This is a genomic window from Pseudomonas sp. 9_2_1 (genome assembly GCF_059295275.1).
The window spans coordinates 5276113-5293389 of sequence record NZ_CM181239.1; the positions used below are offsets into that span (position 1 = coordinate 5276113).

At 62.8% G+C, this 17277-nt stretch carries 16 protein-coding genes; 9 read left to right on the forward strand and 7 right to left on the reverse strand.

All coding sequences use genetic code 11. The features are described from left to right. Window positions 1–117: 117 nt before the first annotated feature. From AC5O5I_RS23970 to AC5O5I_RS23985, 4 genes are read left to right on the forward strand one after another with little or no spacing between them, the layout of a single operon-like run. Window positions 118–1158, forward strand: a complete 1041-nt coding sequence (locus tag AC5O5I_RS23970) for an agmatine deiminase family protein (RefSeq protein WP_494511673.1) — start codon at window positions 118–120, stop codon at window positions 1156–1158. After that, on the forward strand, window positions 1155–2051 hold the full coding sequence (aguB, locus tag AC5O5I_RS23975) for an N-carbamoylputrescine amidase (RefSeq protein ID WP_494511674.1): 897 nt from the start codon (window positions 1155–1157) through the stop codon (window positions 2049–2051). The genes AC5O5I_RS23970 and aguB overlap by 4 nt, the downstream gene beginning before the upstream one ends. A gap of 2 nt (window positions 2052–2053) precedes the next feature. Continuing rightward, window positions 2054–3139, forward strand: a complete 1086-nt coding sequence (locus AC5O5I_RS23980) for an extracellular solute-binding protein (RefSeq protein WP_494511675.1) — start codon at window positions 2054–2056, stop codon at window positions 3137–3139. Between the two features lie 3 nt (window positions 3140–3142). Next, window positions 3143–4252, forward strand: coding sequence for an agmatine deiminase family protein (locus AC5O5I_RS23985; protein WP_494511676.1), 1110 nt, complete (start codon window positions 3143–3145; stop codon window positions 4250–4252). 5 nt (window positions 4253–4257) lie between these two features. On the opposite strand, the gene AC5O5I_RS23990 is transcribed toward AC5O5I_RS23985, so the two are convergent. Then, complete coding sequence (locus AC5O5I_RS23990; protein WP_172232664.1) at window positions 4258–4791, reverse strand: cytochrome b/b6 domain-containing protein; 534 nt, start codon at window positions 4789–4791, stop codon at window positions 4258–4260. After that, complete coding sequence (locus AC5O5I_RS23995; RefSeq protein WP_172232661.1) at window positions 4788–5054, reverse strand: PepSY domain-containing protein; 267 nt, start codon at window positions 5052–5054, stop codon at window positions 4788–4790. Before AC5O5I_RS23995 ends, AC5O5I_RS23990 begins: the two co-directional genes overlap by 4 nt. A 176-nt stretch (window positions 5055–5230) precedes the next feature. Between AC5O5I_RS23995 and AC5O5I_RS24000 the strand changes: the two genes are divergently transcribed. After that, window positions 5231–6409, forward strand: a complete 1179-nt coding sequence (locus AC5O5I_RS24000; protein WP_494511677.1) for an acetyl-CoA C-acetyltransferase — start codon at window positions 5231–5233, stop codon at window positions 6407–6409. Between the two features lie 62 nt (window positions 6410–6471). Here the strand turns inward: AC5O5I_RS24000 and AC5O5I_RS24005 are convergent, their stop codons facing one another. After that, complete coding sequence (locus tag AC5O5I_RS24005) at window positions 6472–7296, reverse strand: 5-methyltetrahydropteroyltriglutamate--homocysteine methyltransferase (protein ID WP_494511678.1); 825 nt, start codon at window positions 7294–7296, stop codon at window positions 6472–6474. Window positions 7297–7523: 227 nt separating this feature from the next. Here AC5O5I_RS24005 and AC5O5I_RS24010 point away from each other — a divergent pair, with 227 nt between their 5' ends. Continuing rightward, window positions 7524–9011, forward strand: coding sequence for a methylenetetrahydrofolate reductase C-terminal domain-containing protein (locus tag AC5O5I_RS24010; protein WP_494511679.1), 1488 nt, complete (start codon window positions 7524–7526; stop codon window positions 9009–9011). Here the strand turns inward: AC5O5I_RS24010 and yjiA are convergent. The 3 genes from yjiA to AC5O5I_RS24025 form a co-directional block, all read right to left on the reverse strand. Then, the gene (yjiA, locus tag AC5O5I_RS24015) at window positions 8971–9948 is read right to left on the reverse strand and encodes a GTPase (protein ID WP_494511680.1); all 978 of its coding nucleotides are present in this window, start codon (window positions 9946–9948) and stop codon (window positions 8971–8973) included. The two genes, AC5O5I_RS24010 and yjiA, sit on opposite strands and share 41 nt — an antisense overlap. A 185-nt stretch (window positions 9949–10133) precedes the next feature. Beyond that, window positions 10134–10331, reverse strand: a complete 198-nt coding sequence (locus AC5O5I_RS24020; RefSeq protein ID WP_016713459.1) for a YbdD/YjiX family protein — start codon at window positions 10329–10331, stop codon at window positions 10134–10136. 17 nt (window positions 10332–10348) lie between these two features. Continuing rightward, complete coding sequence (locus AC5O5I_RS24025) at window positions 10349–12415, reverse strand: carbon starvation CstA family protein (RefSeq protein WP_494511681.1); 2067 nt, start codon at window positions 12413–12415, stop codon at window positions 10349–10351. Window positions 12416–12632: 217 nt separating this feature from the next. Here AC5O5I_RS24025 and AC5O5I_RS24030 point away from each other — a divergent pair, with 217 nt between their 5' ends. From AC5O5I_RS24030 to AC5O5I_RS24040, 3 genes are all read left to right on the forward strand, one after another. Further along, window positions 12633–13424 carry a lytic polysaccharide monooxygenase gene (locus AC5O5I_RS24030; RefSeq protein ID WP_494511682.1) on the forward strand — a complete coding sequence of 264 codons (792 nt, stop codon included), beginning with the start codon at window positions 12633–12635 and terminating at the stop codon, window positions 13422–13424. Between the two features lie 74 nt (window positions 13425–13498). Then, entirely contained in the window at window positions 13499–13864 is a 366-nt protein-coding gene (locus AC5O5I_RS24035; protein ID WP_172286656.1) for a PilZ domain-containing protein, read from the forward strand. A 263-nt stretch (window positions 13865–14127) separates the two neighbouring features. Continuing rightward, window positions 14128–15645, forward strand: a complete 1518-nt coding sequence (locus AC5O5I_RS24040; RefSeq protein ID WP_172223992.1) for a nucleobase:cation symporter-2 family protein — start codon at window positions 14128–14130, stop codon at window positions 15643–15645. 176 nt (window positions 15646–15821) lie between these two features. Here the strand turns inward: AC5O5I_RS24040 and radA are convergent, their stop codons facing one another. Next, window positions 15822–17192 carry a DNA repair protein RadA gene (radA, locus tag AC5O5I_RS24045; RefSeq protein ID WP_494511683.1) on the reverse strand — a complete coding sequence of 457 codons (1371 nt, stop codon included), beginning with the start codon at window positions 17190–17192 and terminating at the stop codon, window positions 15822–15824. Between the last annotated feature and the right edge of the window lie 85 nt (window positions 17193–17277).

The following is a 17277-nucleotide window of genomic DNA, read 5'->3' on the forward strand; positions in this document are numbered from 1 at the left end:
ATCAGATATGCGCTAAATCTATCGTTTGTCGCCAAGCAATCCTAGCCATAGCATGGACATCAACACCCGCGACGGCGGGCTTCGTTGATAAAAATCCTTAATAGATTGGAGTTCACTATGCACCTGTCCCCCGACAGCGGCTGGCGCATGCCCGCCGAATGGACCCGCCACGCTGCAACCTGGATGGTCTGGCCGCACAACCGAGGGCTGTGGGAAGCCGGTTGGCGGGTGACCCTGGCCGACGTCCAGCGTGACTATGCACGGGTCGCAGCCGCCATCGCCCGCTTCGAACCGGTAAAAATGGTGGTCGACCCATCGGCCCTGGAAAGCGCGCGTGCCCTGTGCAGCGCCAATATCGAACTGATCGAACTGGCCGTGGACGACAGCTGGTGCCGTGACAGCGGCCCAAGCTTCATCTGGCACCCGCAGCATGGCCTGGCCGGGCTGAGCTGGCGTTTCAATGCCTGGGGCGGCAAGTCGCAACATGGCCATGACCGCAGCCTGGGTCGGCGCATCCTTGACCAGCTGGGTCTGGACGGCTTCAGCACGCCGCTGTGCAACGAGGGCGGTGCAATTCATGTTGATGGCGAAGGCACGCTGATCACCACCGAGTCGGTGCTGCTCAACCCCAACCGCAACCCAGGCGTGAGCAAGGCTGAGTTCGAGGCCTGCTTCGCCCGGTACCTGGGTATCAGCAAGACCATCTGGCTGCCGGGTGACCCGCAATACGTCACCGGCGACATGACCGACGGCCATGTCGACGGCGTCTGCGCATTCGCCCGCCCAGGCGTGTTGCTGGTCGACGCTACCCATGACGCGCATTCGGTGTACGCCGAAGTGGTGCGCGAAAACCGCCGCGCCCTTGAGCTCGCCACCGATGCCCGGGGCCGCCATTTCGAACTGCTCGACCTGTACGAGGCCAGCGATGCTGTCGATCCGGGCGCCGAGGTGTTCTGTGCCTCCTACACCAACTTCTACATCGCCAATGGCGCGATCATCATGCCCGCCTACGGTATCGCCGCCGACCAGGAGGCCGCTGCGCAACTGGCCCACGCCTTCCCTGGCCGCGAGATCGTGCCCGTGCGTATCGACCACATCGCCCACGGCGGTGGTGGCATCCATTGCATCACCCAGCAACAGCCGCAGGTGCAGCCATGAGCCTGTTGCGCGTGGCCACCACGCAAATGCCATGCAGCTGGAACCTGCCCGACAACCTCGAGCGCGCCGAGCAACTGGTACGCCAGGCCGCCGCCAAAGGTGCCCAGGTGATCCTGCTGCAAGAGCTGTTCGCCACCCCGTACTTCTGCATCGAACAAAACCACCAGCACCAGGCCCTGGCGCAGCCTTACCCCGACAGCCCGATCCTGCAGCGCTTCGCGGCGCTGGCCGGCGAGCTGGGCGTGGTACTGCCGCTGAGCTGGTACGAGTGCGCCGGCAATGCCTTCTTCAACTCGCTGAGCGTGGCCGACGCTGACGGTCGCCTGCTCGGCGTTTACCGCAAGACCCACATCCCCAATGCCATCGGCTACCAGGAAAAGGAGTACTTCAGCCCCGGTGACACCGGCTTCAAAGTCTGGGACACCGCCTTCGGCCGCCTGGGCATTGGTATCTGCTGGGACCAGTGGTTTCCCGAGACGGCCCGCTGCCTGGCACTGATGGGCGCCGAAGTGCTGCTGTTCCCCACCGCCATCGGCTCCGAGCCCGGCTGCGCCGAACTGGACTCACGCGACCATTGGCAGGTGGCCATGCGCGGCCACGCCGCCGCCAACCTGCTACCGGTGGTCGCGGCCAACCGCGTTGGCGAGGAAGTCGCAGCCAGCGACACATCGCTGGCCATGCGCTTTTATGGCTCGTCGTTCATCTGCGACCACAAGGGCGCCATGCTTGCCGAGGCCGACCGCGACAGCAGTGGCATCTGGCTGCACGACCTGGACCTGCAGCGCATGCGCGAGGACCGCCTGAGCTGGGGCATCTACCGTGATCGCCGCCCAGAAATGTACGCCCCGCTGCTGACCCTGGATGGCACGCACCCACACACCCTGAGGGCCTGAGCATGAAACGCCACGTTCTAGCCGCATTGGCGCTGGTCGCCTGCACCAGCCAGGCCCAGGCCGAGCAGCCCGTGCTGCGCCTGTACAACTGGGCAGACTATTTTGCCGAGGACACCCTCAAGCAGTTCACAGCCGAAACCGGTATTCAGGTGATCTACGACGTCATGGACGGCAGCGAGGTGCTCGAAGCCAAGCTGATGTCGGGGCGCAGCGGCTACGACCTGGTGTTCCCCGGTGATACCGTGGCCGAGCGCCTGATGCGCGCCGGCAGCCTGCAGCCGCTGGACCACAGCCGCCTGGAAGCGCTGGACGACATCGAGCCAGGCCTGCGCAAACTGCATGCCCAGTACCCCAAGGCCAGCCAGGCCACCGTCCCTTACACCTGGGGCACCATCGGCCTGACGGTGAATGCCGACAAAGTACGCGAGCGCATGCCCGATGCGCCGCTGGACAACCTCGACCTGCTGTTCAAGCCCGAGCTGGCTGCCAAGTTCGCCGATTGCGGCATCTCGGTGATCGACTCGCCCGACGAGGTGCTGGCCGTGGTCCTCAACTACCTGGGCCGCGAGCCACGCAGTGCCAAGCGTGAGGACCTGGCTGCCGCCAGCGAACTGCTCAAGGCCATCCGCCCGTACGTGCGCAAGTTCCAGTCGCAACCGGTGACCGAACTGGTCAACGAGAACCTGTGCCTGTCGCTGGGCTACAGCGGCGATGTGATCCAGGCGCAGCGCACCGCCGAGGGCGCCGGCAAGCACCTCGACTTCCAGTACCGCGTGCCCCGCCAGGGCACCACGGTATGGATGGATACCATGGCGATCCCTGCCGATGCCAGGCACCCGGAATACGCCTATCGTTTCATCAACTTCGTCATGCGCCCGGCAAACATGGCTGCCATCAGCAATTTCACCGGCTACCCCACCGCCAGCGCCAAGGCGCGCCAGGCCGTGGACCCGCGGATGCGTGACAACCCCGACATCTACCTCGACCAAGCCACCTATGCCCGGCTGATCCCGGGCCGCGATATCCCACAGGCCGACATGCGTGCACGCATGCGCGTGTGGACGCGTTTCAAGACTGCACAGGACTGATCCATGCCAACCCGTAGAACCGTACTGCAACTGTCGCTGGCTGCCGGCCTTGGCGCCGGCCTTGGCCTGCCGCTGGCCCTGGCCCGCGCTGAACAACCGGGGCGCTGGTTCATGCCGGACGAAGGCGAGCCACAGCAGCGAGCCTTCATCGCCTTTGGTGCCCAGGATGCCATCTGGGAGGACTTCACCGCCGACGTGCAAGCCACCCTCGGTCGGATTGCCCAAGCCATCGCCCGCTATCAGCCGGTGACGGTGTTCTGCCGGGCCAGCCAACGCAAGCTGGCCGAGCAGCACTGCGCCAGCCACCGCACAAGCTTTGTCGAGTGCGAGCTGGATGACATATGGATGCGCGATAGCGGCGCCAACTTCGTCGTCGATGATGACGGCGCCCTGGCGGCGGTGGATTTCAACTTCAACGGCTGGGGCAACAAGCAGCGCCACCGCAACGATGCCCGACTGGCCAAGCGCGTTGCCACCCTGGCTGGCGCTCGCTACCAGCGCAGCGAACTGGTGGGTGAAGGTGGCGCCATTGAAGTGGATGGGCACGGGACCGGCATCATGACCGAGAGCAGCTGGGTCAATGCCAACCGTAACCCAGGCTGGAGCAAGGCTGAGGTCGAGGTCGAGCTCAAGGCGCGCCTGGGCCTGAGCAAAGTCATCTGGTTGCCGGGCATCGCCGGGCAAGACATCACCGATGGACATGTGGATTTTTATGCCCGCTTCGTGCGGCCAGGGGTAGTGATTGCCAACCTGGACAACGATCCGGATTCATATGACTACGCCGTGACGCGCAAGCACCTGGCGATTCTGCAACGGGCTACCGATGCCGAAGGTCGCAAACTGCAGGTACACGTGGTGTCGCCGCCGCAGCGCGGTCGACGCAACAGGTTCAGCAAAGGCAATGATGACTTTGCGGCGGGGTACATCAATTATTTCGTGATCAACGGCGCTGTCATTGCGCCGCAGTTTGGCGATGCGCCGGCGGATGAGAAAGCACGGGCGCTGCTGGCGGCGTTGTATCCGGGGCGGGATATCGTACAGCTGGACATTGATGCCATTGCTGCCGGGGGTGGCGGGATTCACTGTGTTACCCATCAATGCCCGGCTGTCTAGCACAGTCAATCGCGGTGCCGTCGGCGCCCGGTGATCATCGACAACGGCAGGTTCTCGCGCAGACGCACGCTCTCGTAGATGGCCGCCGACACATGCACGCAGACCAGCGCCAGCACGGCGTTGGCCAGCCAGCTGTGTACATCGTTGGGCCAGTCGGCGCCCCACAGCGCATCCACCTCCTGCGATGCCCAGCCGGTCAGGCCAAGCCCGGCAATGCCGGCCAGCATCAGCAGCATCACCAGTGCGCCGATCGGCGAATGCCCCAGGCGGTGGCAAGGCTCCCCACGCAGCAGCGCCCGGGCATGCCATGCCAACCGCGCCGGGGTAGGCCAGAAATCGACCCAGCGCGCACTGCGCGGCCCGACGAAACCCCAGACCAGGCGCAGGAGCACACAGGCCAACGCGTAGTAGCCCAGCCACTGATGCCAGTCGTCGCCCTCTTCGTTGAAAAAGTAGTTGGCAAAGAACACGGCCGCGATCGACAGGTGGCACAGCCGCAGGAGCGGGTCCCACAGCTGCACCGTGCCAGCGCTGTTCAATCGTGGTACTCGGTCTTCACTGCCTTGCCGCTCACCGGATCATGGTAGATCTCGACCTTGCGGCCATCCTTGTCGAAACCATAGATCTCGTAGCAGTTGCCTTTGGTGACCTTGAACTTGTTGATCTTGTAACCCTGCTCCTTGAGCTGCTGCTGAAACTTGCCCTGGTCTTGCCAGGTGCTCTTTTCAGCGGTGGTGCACTGGGTGGCGGCGAATGCTGTGCTGCTGCCGATCAGGAGGGTCAGAGCGATCAGTATGCGCATGGGCATATGCTCCATTCAGTTGGGTTGAAACAGCACATCCATTAGCGTAGATGGGGTGGCCATATTGCGCCCATTCATTTGTTTTTCACATCAATCGCAAAGAAAAACAAACTTAACAAATAAGCCAAAGCCGCCGATGCTTGGAGCATTACGCCCATCGCACGGAGAACAACAACATGAACGACGTGGTCATCGTCGCCGCAACCCGTACCGCCATCGGCAGCTTCCAGGGCGCCCTGGCCACTGTGCCTGCGGTAGACCTCGGCGCCGCCGTGATCAGGCGCCTGCTGGAGCAGACCGGGCTGGACCCGGCACAGGTCGACGAAGTGATCCTCGGCCAGGTGCTCACCGCCGGCGCCGGGCAGAACCCTGCACGCCAGGCCGCGATCAAGGCCGGCCTGCCCTTCAGCGTGCCGGCCCTGACCCTTAACAAGGTCTGCGGCTCGGGCCTCAAGGCCCTGCACCTGGCGGCCCAGGCCATCCGTTGCGGTGACGCCGAGGTGGTGATTGCCGGTGGCCAGGAGAACATGAGCCTGGCCCCTTACGTGATGCCCTCGGCCCGTACCGGTCAGCGCATGGGCCATGGCCAGCTGATCGACAGCATGATCACCGATGGCCTGTGGGATGCGTTCAACGACTACCACATGGGCATCACCGCCGAAAACCTGGTGGCCAAGTACGGCCTCAGCCGTGAACAGCAGGATGCCTTCGCCGCCGAATCGCAGCGCAAAGCGGTGGCGGCTATCGAGGCTGGCCGTTTCGATGACGAAATCACCCCAATCGTGCTACCGCAGAAAAAGGGCGACCCAAAGGTGTTTGCCCGTGACGAACAACCACGCACGGACACCACCGCCGAATCCCTGGGCAAACTGCGCCCGGCGTTCAAGAAGGATGGCAGCGTCACCGCAGGCAATGCTTCCAGCCTGAATGACGGCGCCGCCGCCGTGCTGCTGATGAGTGCCAGCAAAGCCAAGGCGTTGGGCTTGCCGGTGCTGGCCAGGGTGGCGGCGTATGCAAGCGCCGGTGTAGACCCGGCGATCATGGGTATCGGCCCGGTTTCGGCCACCCAGCGCTGCCTGGACAAAGCCGGCTGGCAGTTGGCCGATCTGGACCTGATCGAAGCCAACGAAGCCTTTGCCGCGCAAGCGCTGGCCGTGGGCAAGGCACTGGAGTGGGATGCTTCGCGGGTCAACGTGAATGGCGGGGCGATTGCCCTCGGCCACCCGATTGGGGCGTCCGGGTGCCGGGTGCTGGTGACCTTGCTGCACGAGATGATCAAGCGCGATGCCAGGAAAGGCCTGGCTACCCTGTGCATTGGCGGTGGCCAAGGGGTGGCTCTGGCGATCGAGCGTTGATCCCGGATTGATTTGAGCCGGCATTCCAAGGGTTTTACGTAGCCTGCCCTGGCCACCCATGATCAAGCCGCGATGCGGTTCTGCTGCAGCTCCGCCGCCAGCGCCGCCACTTGCTGACATTTCTGCACGGCCAGCCCCACCGGGCTGCGCTGCAGCGAGCAGGAGGGCGCCAGCCACAGCCGCTCACCCAGGCGCTCGTGAGCATCACGCAGCAGGCTCAAGGTCGTTTGCCGGTCGCAAGGTGCGGCATCGGCGCCGTCGATCAGGCCGAGCGACAACACCTTGTAGGTCGGCAGGCGATCAAGGATGGTCGGGTACTGCTCAGGGGCCTGGACCAGGTCGATATGCAGGCCATCGACCGGCAGGTTGGCGGCCAGGCCGAGGTTGCCATCCAGGCCACCGGAGTAAGTGGCGATCAGCTTTTTCAGCGGAGCGCGCTGAAGAATGTTGTAGACGCGCTCGTAGGCGTTTTTCCAGTCCTGTGGCAGCGCCTGGGCGAGGATCGGCTCATCGATCTGCACCCATTCGACGCCCAGGGCAGCCAGGCGGTTGAGGGCCTGGTCATACACTGGCAGCAGGCGATCGAGCAGCTCCAGCTTGTCGCAGTCGCCGCCGTGGGTCTTGCCCAGCCACAGGTAGGTCAAAGGGCCGATCAGCACCGGCTTGACCGTATGACCAAGCGCCTTGGCTTGCTCCACTTCTTCGAAGAGATGCTCCCAGTTCAGGGCAAACGGCTGATCCCCAGTGGCCAGCACGTGATCGCCCCATGCCGTGTTGCCGAGTGACAGCAGCTCGATGCCGGCGTCTTTCTGCATCTGCCAGTGGCGCGCACGCAGCTCGAGGTCACCTTCGATATGTGGAAAGCCCAGGTTGTGTGCCAGTGCCATGTGTTGTCCCTTAGCCTGCATAAATGAATAAGAGAATTTTCCGGCGGATGGCCTTTTGAAACAAACTCATTAAATTTGAGATGAACTCAAGAATTTCTCATGATCATGTTTCACGACCGGTACGGGCCTGTGTGTCTCATTCAGAGCACCACCCTGCGCATCCGGACATGACCTGACCCGTCTTCTGCCGCACAATGCCACCCTGACCAAACCAGGTGCCCGGCCCCATGAGCCTGCTGAAAACCGCGCTGCGCGAACAACACTTCGTCTGCGTCATGGAGTTCGTCCCCAAACCTTCCGCAGAACGCTTCGCCGCCATGGAGGCGATCATGGCCCGTGCGCACCTGTGCGGCTGGCCGATGACCGTGGCCATTGGCGACCGTGTCGGCAGCCCGCTGGACATGTCGCCGCTCGACGCCCACGCCTCGTTCAGCAAGCCACTGCCGGTGCTGCCGCACTTTTCCGGCAAGGACCGCGAGCGCCAGCACCTGCTCGCGCAATTGCAACGCATGGACGCTGCCGGCCTTGACCAGCTGTTGCTGCTCACGGGCGACCGCCTGCCCGGCCACCAGCCAGGCCAGCGGCCGGTACGCTATCTGGAGTCGGTCGCCGCACTGCAGATCGCCCGTCAGGCTTGCCCACACTGGTTGCTTGGCGCCGCGATCAACCCGTTCAAGTACTGCGAAGAAGAAGGCGGCGCCCAGTATTTCAAGGCCGAGAAAAAACTGGCGGCGGGTGCCGACTTTCTCACCCTGCAACTGGGCTTCGATGCCGACAAGCATCAGGAAGCCATGCACTGGATGAACCGCCAGGCCTCGCCCAAGCCAATGCTCGCCTGCCTGATGAGCCTGACCCATGGGCGTGCGGCCATGCTCGACCACGTGGCGGGCGTGACCGTGTCGCCGTCCATGCGTGACATGCTCGAAGCCGAAGCGGCACAGTCCAAGGCGTTTACCCAGGCGCGCAGCGTCGACCGCCTGGCCTTGCAGATCATCGGTGTGAAGCTGATGGGCTACGCCGGGGTGCACTTGTCGGGAATTCATGAGCTCAAGCAATTGCTGGCCCTGGAGGCCCGCATCGAGCACTGGCAAACGCAGGTCCACACGCTGGAGCAGTGGGCACCCGCCTGGCACGAAAGCTGGCAGCTGCCCGGTCTGCCGGCAGTCAGTTTCCATCCGCCGCAGGCCGCATGGCGCGCGGGCGAGTCGCGGATCGATGCCTCATTCAAGGAGAAAGCGCGCTATCACCTCATGCATGGCATGCATTCACTGCTGTTCAGCCGCGGCAACGCCTTGAGCAAGGCTTTTGGTTGGGCGGTGAGCCAGCCACTATGGGCAACGCGCCTGGGCGCACAAGTGCTGCACAGTGTGGAGCGCAGCGTGAAGCGCCCGCTGCTGGGTTGTGACACCTGCGGCACCTGCCGCCTGGAAGATACCTTGTATATCTGTCCGGAATCCTGCCCCAAGGGCCTGGCCAACGGCCCCTGCGGGGGGACCGCGCTGAATCGCTGCGAGTTCGGCGACCGCGAGTGCATACACAGCATCAAGTACCGCACTGCCAAGGCGGTGCGGCAAACCGCCGTACTGACCGAGCGCCTGATCCCGTGCATCGAGGTCCAAACCCGCCACCGCAGCTCATGGCCGCAGTGGTTCGCCGCGCAGACGCCGCGCCGGATCAGCCCGCAGCCAACGCCTCGAACCCAGCCCGAATCATAGCTTCGGGCAGTTCGTCGGCAATGAATACCATGACGCTTTCGCGTGTTTCCCCTTCGGCCCATTCGGCGTCCCAGTCGAAGCCGTAGAGCTTGAGCACCCCCTGGAACACCAGCTTGCGGTCTTCGCCGGCAATATTCAGCACGCCTTTGTAGCGCAACAGCTGTTTGCCGTGGGTTTCCAGCAGCTCGTTCATGAACGCGCTGAGGCGGTCGATATCCAGCGCGGTTTCTGTGCGCAGCACCAGGGTAGAGATGCGGTCCGGGATGGCAGGCTTGAGTACTGGGCGTAACGTGGGTTTCAGGTTCGCGCCCAGGTCGGGGTTGAGGTTGAAACCCCGCACATCCAGCAGCTCGGCCAGGTCGACGCGGCCGTGGTCGACGGTGCGAATAGCGGCCCTGCCATTGATACGCACCAGGCGGTCGCTCAGAGCTTCGACCGCAGCGGGCTCGACCAGGTCGGTCTTGCTAAGCAGCAAGCGATCGGCAAAGCCGACCTGGGCCTGGGCAATGGCCTGGGTCAGGTGCACCTCGGCATGAGCGGCATCGACCAGGGTGATGATACCGTCGAGGATATAGCGCTCACGCAGTTCCTCATCAATGAAAAAAGTCTGTGCCACCGGCGCCGGGTCGGCCAGGCCGGTGCATTCGATCACCAGGCGGTCGAAGGCGATTTCGCCGGCGTCCAGGCGTTCGAGCAGCAGGTACAAGGCGCGGGTCAGGTCGCCATGGATGCTGCAGCACACGCAGCCGTTGGCCAGGGTCATCACCTGCACCGGCTCGTCGCCCAGCAGCTGGCTGTCGATGCCGGCCTCGCTGAATTCGTTTTCGATCACCGCGATCTTCAGGCCGTGCTCGGCCTTGAGCATGTGCTTGAGCAGGGTGGTCTTGCCGGCACCCAGGAAGCCGGTGAGTACGGTTACGGGAATAGGCGTCTGCACGCAGAACATCTCCTGTGCAGTGGGAATTTGGAAGGTGGCGCGATCCCTGTAGGAGCGGCCTTGTGTCGCGAAAGGGCCGCAAAGCGGCCCCGGCGATATTTGCTGCAAAGCTGGAAACCTGGGGCCGCTCCGCAGCCCTTTCGCGACACAAGGCCGCTCCTACAGGACCGCGCCAGCCCCCAGGTTCAGCAGCACTTGGGCCCGGACTTGCCACCGTATCGCGCTTCCTGACGTTCGCGGAAAAATTCCTCGTACGTCATGACCGGCTTGTCCGGGTGCGTCTTCTGCATGTGCTCGACGTAGTTGTCGTAGTCGGGCATGCCGACCATCAGGCGGGCTGCCTGCCCCAGGTATTTACCCAGTCGACCCAGGTCGTTGAACATAACTGCAGTCCTCTCGATTACGCGTCAGGCAACGCCTGGAACGGCGTTTCCTTGTCGGTACGCTCCTTGCGACCCCAGGCGGCGTAGCCAACCTTGAGGGCGAAGAACAGGATGCTGAAGACCACCAGCAAGAACAGGATGGTGAGGCCAGCGTTGGTGTAGGCGTTGAAAATCACGTGTTGCATCTGGCCGATGTCCTTGGCCGGGGCCAGCACCTGCCCGGCATCCAGCGCGGTGCTGTACTTGTTGGCCAGGGCCAGGAAACCAACTGCCGGGTTCGGGTCGAACAGCTTGATCAGGCCTGCGGCGGTGGTGCAGATCAGCAGCCAGACGGCCGGCAGCAGTGTGACCCAGATGTAGCGTTGACGCTTCATCTTGATCAGCACAACGGTGCCGAGCATCAAGGCGATACCCGCCAGCATCTGGTTGGAGATACCGAACAGCGGCCACAGGGTATTGATGCCGCCCAACGGGTCGATCACCCCTTGATACAACAGGTAGCCCCACATGGCCACGCAGCCAGCAGTGGCGAGCAGGTTTGCCCCCCACGATTCGGTGCGCTTGAGTGCAGGTACGAAGCTGCCCAGCAGGTCCTGCAGCATGAAGCGCCCGGCACGGGTCCCGGCGTCTACTGCGGTAAGGATGAACAGCGCCTCGAACAGGATCGCGAAGTGGTACCAGAAGGCCATGGTGTTTTCACCCGGCAGCACCTGGTGCAGGATTTGCGCGATACCCACCGCCAGGGTCGGCGCACCGCCGGCGCGAGCCAGCACGGTGTGCTCGCCGATATCGCGGGCAACCGCCTCCAGTTGCTCCGGCGTGATCAGGAAGCCCCAGCTGCTGACCGTCTGCGCCACCGACGCGACATCGGCACCGACCACTGCAGCCGGGCTGTTCATGGCGAAGTACACACCCGGCTCGATCACCGAGGCGGCGACCATGGCCATGATGGCGACGAACGACTCCATCAACATGCCGCCGTAGCCGATGTAGCGGGCGTTGGTTTCGTTATCCAGCAGCTTGGGCGTGGTGCCCGAGGAGATCAGCGCGTGGAAACCGGACACCGCACCGCAAGCGATGGTGATGAACAGGAACGGGAACAAGGTGCCCTTCCACACCGGGCCGGTGCCGTCGGTGAACTGGGTCAGCGCCGGCATTTTCAGCTCGGGCGCGATGATCAGGATACCGATGGCCAGGCCGACGATGGTGCCGATCTTGAGGAAGGTCGACAGGTAGTCACGCGGTGCCAGCACCAGCCAGACCGGCAGCACAGCGGCGACGAAACCGTAACCCACCAGCATCCAGGTGATCTGCACCCCGGTGAAGGTGAACGCCGGGCCCCAGGTCGGATCCGCGGCAATCTGGCCCCCCAGCCAGATCGAGGTCAGCAGCAGGACAACACCGATAACCGAGATTTCGCCGATGCGGCCCGGGCGGATGTAGCGCATGTAGATGCCCATGAACATCGCGATCGGGATGGTCGCCATCACCGTGAACATGCCCCACGGGCTTTCGGCCAGGGCCTTGACCACGATCAGCGCCAGCACCGCGAGGATGATGATCATGATCAGGAAGCAGCCGAACAAGGCGATGGTGCCGGGAATGCGGCCCATCTCCTCGCGCACCATGTCGCCCAGCGAGCGGCCATTGCGGCGGGTAGACAGGAACAGGACCATGAAGTCCTGCACCGCACCGGCCAGTACCACACCGGCAATCAGCCACAACGTGCCGGGCAGGTAGCCCATTTGCGCGGCAAGCACCGGGCCGACCAGCGGGCCGGCGCCAGCGATGGCGGCGAAGTGGTGACCGAAGAGGATGTGCTTGTTGGTCGGAACGTAGTCCAGGCCATCGTTGTTGAGCACCGCTGGGGTGGCTCGGCGAGGGTCGAGTTGCATCACCTTGGTGGCGATGAACAGGCTGTAGTAACGGTAGGCGACCAGGTAGATGGCCACCGAAGCGACCACGATCCACAAGGCATTGATCGCTTCACCACGACGCAGGGCGACAACACCCAGCGCGCAGGCTCCTATGACCGCCAGCGCCAGCCACGGGATGTGGCGTAGCAGGCTGTTATTGTTGTTCATGGCATGCTTCCAGCTAAGTGGTTGGAATAGACAGCTCCTTGAGTCTAGGGCCTGCTTGGCTGCTTTACCATATCGAATTGCGATCGGGGGCAGGCGCCAACGCTCGCGCTAGAGCGGCAACAGTGAGTTTCTTGAGTTCGACCTGATAGTTTTGCCAGTTGTCAGCATCTGCGTGCAGGAACATTTTCATGTTTCCCAACTGATCAAGGATGTTTCCATGAAACAGTATCTGCAAACCAGCCTCGCCTGCCTGGTTGCTGGTGCAAGCTTACAGGCAAATGCTGCTCAGCCTCAGCCGCAACACGGTGCGATGGAAGTGCCCATCGCCCGACAGTATGCCTGCTACAAGGCCCAGGACTACTACTGGCCTGAGAATGGCTCAGAGATCAAGGGCGATGGCTGCCGCGCCGCCTACCAACATGTATTCAAGAAATATGACAGTGATGCAGTCCAGGCCGCCTATCAGTTTAATCAATGGCACGAAACTTCGAAGAACGTGATGGACTACAACAACATGGAAGCTGTTAAAGCGGCGATTCCAGACGGACAGCTGTGCTCGGCAGGCAATGCCCCGGACAAGACCACGGTCACTGCTCTGCTGACTCGCATCAAGAGCGTGTTGAAAGGAGGTATCGGTGTCACAACCTTGGTGAACGACAAGAGCGGCCTCGACCAACCTGCCAACTGGACACCCTATGAACTCGTGAAAGGCGCTGACAATAAAGCAGACTTCCGCTTCAAGATCATGGCACCGCACAATCCAAGTTTCTGGCAGTTCTATGTCTCCAAACCCGGTTACGATCCGACAACGCAGGTGTTGAAGTGGGATGATCTTGAACTCGTCCACGAAGAAGGTAATGTCCAGCCCGTCAACGGCCACTACGAGATGCAGGTCGATCTCAAGGAAAATACCGGTCGACGTGTCATCTATACACGTTGGCAGCGTGAAGATTCCGCAGGCGAAGGTTTCTACAACTGCAGCGACGTGAACATCGTTTCCGGCAAGTAGCTTGCGCTCGCCTGCGGCAAGGCAGAAACGGTCATGGCTGGTCTATAGTCAGTGCAACTGACGAGGGGCCCGCCATGACCACTTCTGCCGACGACCGCCGCCGTTTCCAGCGTATTGACTTCGACGCCCCTACCGAGCTGCGCCAGGGCGATCGCCGCTGGCCGGTGAAACTGCTGGACCTTTCACTCAAAGGCTTGCTGGTCGAGCGACCCGCCCATTGGGACGCCGACCTGACTCAGGATTTCGACGCAGTCATCCACCTCGCCCTCGACACCCGCGTGCAGATGCAGGTGGAACTGCGCCATGAAGAAGCGACGCGCCTGGGCTTCATCTGCCTCTACATCGACATCGAATCGCTGACCCACCTGCACCGTCTTGTGGAATTGAACGTGGCTGACAGCACCGAAATGATGCGTGAGCTGCGCGAACTGATCGAATAATGAAATCTCTTAGCTAGCTAATAGCCTCCCCGCCTTGTGTTTCCTGTCTACCCAGACAGCTTTAAGCCTGGGTAGCAATGCTTTGTACACACCCCTCTAGTACAGCATTTGATGAGTTGGTACGCCTTCTGCATTGGGTTCTCGCACGTCTGGAGCGCCGCCTTGTGCGCGCTCCGATCAAAATATTGTATACAATTCTTGTGGCAATCATTTGTAGGAAGTGTCTACAGTAGCAACACAAAAATAAACAGAGAGCCTGCTCCATGACTACGTCCCCTAGCACGTCTCCCGCCCCGCGCCCCGAGGATGAAAACCTCGGCCTTGGAGCCAACCTGGCCTATGGTCTGCAGCATGTGCTGACCATGTATGGCGGGATCGTCGCGGTGCCCCTGATCCTGGGGCAGGCCGCAGGCCTGAATGGCGCCGAAATCGGCATGCTGATCGCCGCTTCGCTGTTTGCCGGTGGCCTGGCCACCCTGCTGCAAACCCTCGGCTTGCCGTTCTTCGGCTGTCAATTGCCGCTGGTGCAGGGCGTGTCCTTCGCCGGTGTGGCGACCATGGGCGCAATCCTCAGCAGCGAAGGCGGTGGTGGTTTGCCGGGCGTGCTCGGTGCGGTCATGGCAGCCTCGCTGATCGGCTTTCTGATCACCCCGGTGTTCTCACGCATCACCAAGTTCTTTCCGCCGCTGGTGACCGGTATCGTCATCACCATCATCGGCCTGACCCTGATGCCGGTTGCCGCGCGCTGGGTGATGGGTGGCAACAGCGCCTCGCCGGAGTTCGGCAGCATGGCCAACATCGGCCTGGCGGCGCTGACCTTCGCCATCGTGCTGCTGCTGAGCAAGCTGGGCAGCGCGACCATCTCGCGCCTGTCGATCCTGCTGGCCATGGTGGTCGGCACCCTGATCGCCTGGGCGCTGGGCATGACCGACTTCAGCAAGGTCGCCGAAGGGCCGATGTTCGCCTTCCCCACGCCGTTCCACTTCGGCATGCCGGAATTCCACATTGCCGCGATCCTGTCGATGTGCATCGTGATCATGGTGACCCTGGTGGAAACCTCGGCCGATATACTCGCCGTGGGTGAGATCATCGACACCAAGGTCGACTCCAAGCGCCTGGGCAACGGCCTGCGCGCCGACATGGCGTCGAGCATCCTGGCGCCGATCTTCGGTTCGTTCACCCAGAGCGCATTCGCCCAGAACGTTGGCCTGGTCGCCGTAACCGGGGTCAAGAGCCGCTACGTGGTAGCCACCGGTGGCGTGATCCTGGTGGTGCTCGGCCTGCTGCCAGTCATGGGCCGGGTCATCGCCGCCGTCCCTACCCCGGTACTGGGCGGCGCCGGCATCGTGCTGTTCGGCACCGTGGCGGCCAGTGGTATTCGCACCCTGTCCAAGGTCAGCTACAAGAACAACGTCAACCTGATCATCGTCGCGGCCTCGCTGGGCTTCGGCATGATCCCGATTGCCGCACCCAACTTCTATCACCACTTCCCGAACTGGTTCGAGACCATCTTCCACTCGGGCATCAGCTCGGCGGCGATCATGGCCATCCTGCTGAACCTGATCTTCAACCACTTCACCACCGGCAACTCGGAAAACCAGTCGGTGTTCGCTGCAGCCTACGAGCGCACCATCCAGTATTCGGACATTTCCGCGCTGCGTGACGGGGACTACTTCAAGGATGGCAAGCTGTTCGATGCCGAAGGCAATGAAGTGCCGATGCTGGAAATGGACGAGCATGGCAACGAGACAGTCAGGCGTGCGGCGGTTGCCGAACATTGACCGCTGACTGAGCGGTGAAGTGGAGGGGCCGACGCGCATCGTCGGCCCCTTTTTCGTTTGCCTGTCAGGCCCTATCGCCGGCAAGCCAGCTCCCACAAGAACGCCACAGGTTCCGAATCCTGTGCAGTACCTGTGGGAGCTGGCTTGCCGGCGATAAGGCCCTGACAGGCCAAGGATCACTCGAACAATGCATCCAGCGCCTGTTCCAGCCGGGTCACGGCAATAACCTGCAACCCTGCCGGCGGCTCTTTCGGCGCATTGCCCTTGGGCACGATGGCCCGCTTGAAACCATGCTTGGCCGCCTCTTTAAGCCGCTCCTGGCCACTGGGCACCGGCCGCACCTCGCCCGACAGGCCGATCTCGCCAAACACCAGCAGGCCATGGGCCAATGGCCGATTGCGCAAGCTGGACATCACCGCCGCCAGCAGCGCCAGGTCCGAGGCCGTTTCCAGCACCTTCACCCCGCCCACCACGTTGAGGAACACGTCCTGGTCATGGGTGGGAATACCCCCGTGACGGTGCAAAACCGCCAGCAACATGGCCAGGCGATTCTGGTCCAGGCCCAGGGTTACCCGACGCGGGTTGGCCAGGTGGCTGTCATCGACCAGCGCCTGCACCTCCACCAGCATCGGCCGGGTGCCCTCCCAGGTTGCCATCACCACACTGCCTGGCACTTCTTCCTGGGCCCGGTTGAGGAAGATCGCCGACGGGTTGGAGACCTCTTTCAGGCCCCGGTCGGTCATGCCGAACACGCCCAGCTCGTTGACTGCGCCAAAGCGGTTCTTCACCGCGCGCAACAGGCGCAGGCGGCCATCGGACTCACCTTCGAAATACAGCACGGTGTCGACCATGTGCTCAAGTACCCGCGGGCCGGCCAGCGAGCCTTCCTTGGTGACGTGACCGACCAGGAAAATCGCGGTACCGCTCTGCTTGGCGTAGCGCACCAGCAACGCCGTGCTCTCGCGCACCTGGGCCACACCGCCGGGGGCTGATTGCAACTGTTCGGTGAAAATGGTCTGGATCGAGTCGATCACCATCACCCGCGGCTTTTCCTGGCGGGCCGTGGCAATGATGGTTTCGATGCAAGTTTCGGTCATCACCTTGAGCTGGTCCTGGGGCAGGCCCAGGCGCCGCGAGCGCATGGCCACCTGCTGTTGCGACTCCTCACCGGTGACGTACAGCGCCGGCATGCCCACGGCGATGTTGCACAATGTCTGCAGCAGGATGGTCGACTTGCCGATACCGGGGTCGCCCCCAATCAGCACCACCGAGCCATCCACCAGGCCGCCACCCAGCACGCGATCCAGCTCGGTACTGCTGGTGGAGAAGCGCGGGATTTCCTCGACACTGACCTCGGCCAGGGTCTTGATCTGCGCCTGTTGCCCGGTCCAGCCGGCACGGCCGCTACTGGGCGCAGCGGCACCACCGCTTTCGATCATGGTCTCGACCAGGGTATTCCAGGCCCCGCATTCGCCGCACTGGCCGGCCCATTTGGGGAAGGTCGCGCCGCACTCGGTGCAGCCATACAAGCGCTTGGCCTTGGCCATGGGTGGGGTCTCCTGGAAAAAACCGCCATCATAGCCGAGCCGAGCGTGTCTCGAACGCCTCGGGATGCGACAAAACTATTCGTTG